A 2077-nucleotide genomic window follows, 5' to 3' on the forward strand; every position below is an offset into this window, starting at 1 on the left:
GGGTTCGGCGACCAGGTGGGCGTGGAGGGCGGCGGCCTGGGCCCGCAGCGCCGGGGCGCTCTTCGCCGAGAGCGGCCAGAGCACCGGGCCGGGCGCGGGGGCCGCCGCGTCGGCCGGCGCGGGGGTCTTCTCTTCGACGGACTCCAGGATCAGGTGGGCGTTGGTGCCGCTGGCGCCGAAGGAGGAGACCCCGGCCCGGCGGGGCTCGCCGGCGGTGGGCCATGGCCGGGCCTCGGTGAGGAGCTCCACCGCGCCCTCGGTCCAGTCGACCTGTTCGGTGGGCCGGTCGATGTGCAGGGTTTTGGGCAGCAGGCCGTGCCGCATCGCCAGTACGGTCTTGATGACGCCGCCCACCCCGGCGGCGGCCTGCGTGTGCGTCAGGTTGGACTTCAGCGAGCCGAGCCACAGGGGCCGGTCCGCGGGCCGGCCCCGGCCGTAGACGGCGAGCAGGGCCTGCGCCTCGATGGGGTCGCCGAGGACGGTTCCGGTGCCGTGCGCCTCCACGGCGTCCACCTGGCCGGGAGCGAGCCCGGCGCGGTTCAGCGCCTGCCGGATGACGCGCTCCTGGGCGGGCCCGTTGGGGGCGGTGATGCCGTTGCTGGCGCCGTCCTGGTTGACGGCGGAGCCGCGTACCACGGCCAGGACGGGGTGGCCGTTGCGGCGCGCGTCGGAGAGGCGTTCCAGGAGCAGCAGGCCGATACCCTCGCCGAAGCCCGCGCCGTCGGCCGCCGCCGAGAACGACTTGCTGCGCCCGTCGGGGGCGAGCCCGCGCTGGCGGCTGAAGCCGATGTAGAGGCCGGGGGTGGACATCACGGTCACCCCGCCGGCCAGGGCGAGGGTCGCGTCCCCGGCCCGCAGCGCCTGGCAGGCGAGGTGGATGGCGACGAGGGAGGAGGAGCAGGCGGTGTCGAGGGTGACCGCCGGGCCCTGGAGGCCCAGCGTGTAGGCGACGCGGCCGGAGGCGACGCTGGGGATGCTGCCGGTGCCGAGGAACCCCTCCACCTCGTCGGGGACCGCGCCGAGCCGGGAGCCGTACTCGCTGTAGATGACCCCGGCGTAGACGCCGGTCCGGCTGCCGCGCAGGGTCAGCGGGTCGATCCCGGCGCGTTCCACGGCCTCCCAGGCCGTCTCCAGCAGCAGCCGCTGCTGGGGGTCCATCGCCAGGGCCTCGCGCGGCGAGATCCCGAAGAAGGCGGGGTCGAAGTCGCAGGCGTCGCGGAGGAAACCGCCCTCGCGGACGTAGAAGGTGCCGGGCGCGTCGGGGTCCGTGTCGTACCGGCCCTCGACGTCCCAGCCCCGGTCCTCGGGGAACGCGGAGACCGCGTCCCGCTCCTTGACCAGCAGCTCCCACAGCTCCTCGGGGCTGCGTACGCCGCCGGGGAAACGGCAGCTCATGGCGACGACGGCGATGGGCTCGCGGGCCTCGTCGCCGAGCCGCTGATTTGTCTCGCGCAGCCGCTGGTTCTCCTGGAGCGAGGCGCGCAGCGCCTCCACCACCCGGTCCGTGGCCATCGTCTTCCCTTCCTGCCCGCGCGGATCAGTCACGGTCGCCGCCCAGCGCCATGCGTACGAGGTCGTCTACGGCCATGTCCTGGATGCCGTTCTCCGGCTGCCCCGGGGCGTCATCGGCCGGAGCGGCCCCGGGGAGCCCGTCGGCGAGGTTCAGGAGCGCGTCGAGGAGTCCGGCGCGGCGCAGCGCCGACGGCGGGATCGCGGCGAGCCGGTCGCGGATCTCGGCGTCGGTGCTGTCCCGGTCTCCGTCGGAGCGGTCCGGCGGGGCGTCGTCGGGCAGCAGCCGTTCAAAGACGTACGCGGCGACCTCGGCCGGGCTCGGCCGGTCGAAGACCAGGGTCGCCGGAAGCCGCAGCCCGGTGGCCGCGCCCAGCCGGTTGCGCAGTTCGACGGAGGTCAGCGAGTCGAAGCCGAGGTCCTTGAAGGCGCGATCGGGGTCGACGGCCTCGGCGCCGCGGTGGCCGAGGACGTCCGCGACGCGGGCCCGTACGAGGTCGAGCACCGCCGCGCGCCGCTCCTCGCCGCCGAGCGCGGCGAGCCTTCGGCGCAGGGAACCCGCGTCGGC

2 protein-coding genes are annotated in these 2077 nt (G+C 75.6%); both read right to left on the minus strand.

The annotated features are described in order from the left end of the window. On the minus strand, positions 1 to 1512 hold a 1512-nt coding region (locus ACFU99_RS40345; protein ID WP_384402764.1), incomplete at its 3' end, for a type I polyketide synthase. 25 nt (positions 1513 to 1537) lie between these two features. Then, positions 1538 to 2077 (minus strand): acyl carrier protein (locus ACFU99_RS40350; RefSeq protein WP_384402761.1); only part of this gene is annotated, 540 nt, incomplete at its 5' end.

The sequence above is a fragment of the Streptomyces sp. NPDC057654 genome (assembly GCF_042800135.1).
GTDB lineage: Bacteria > Actinomycetota > Actinomycetes > Streptomycetales > Streptomycetaceae > Streptomyces.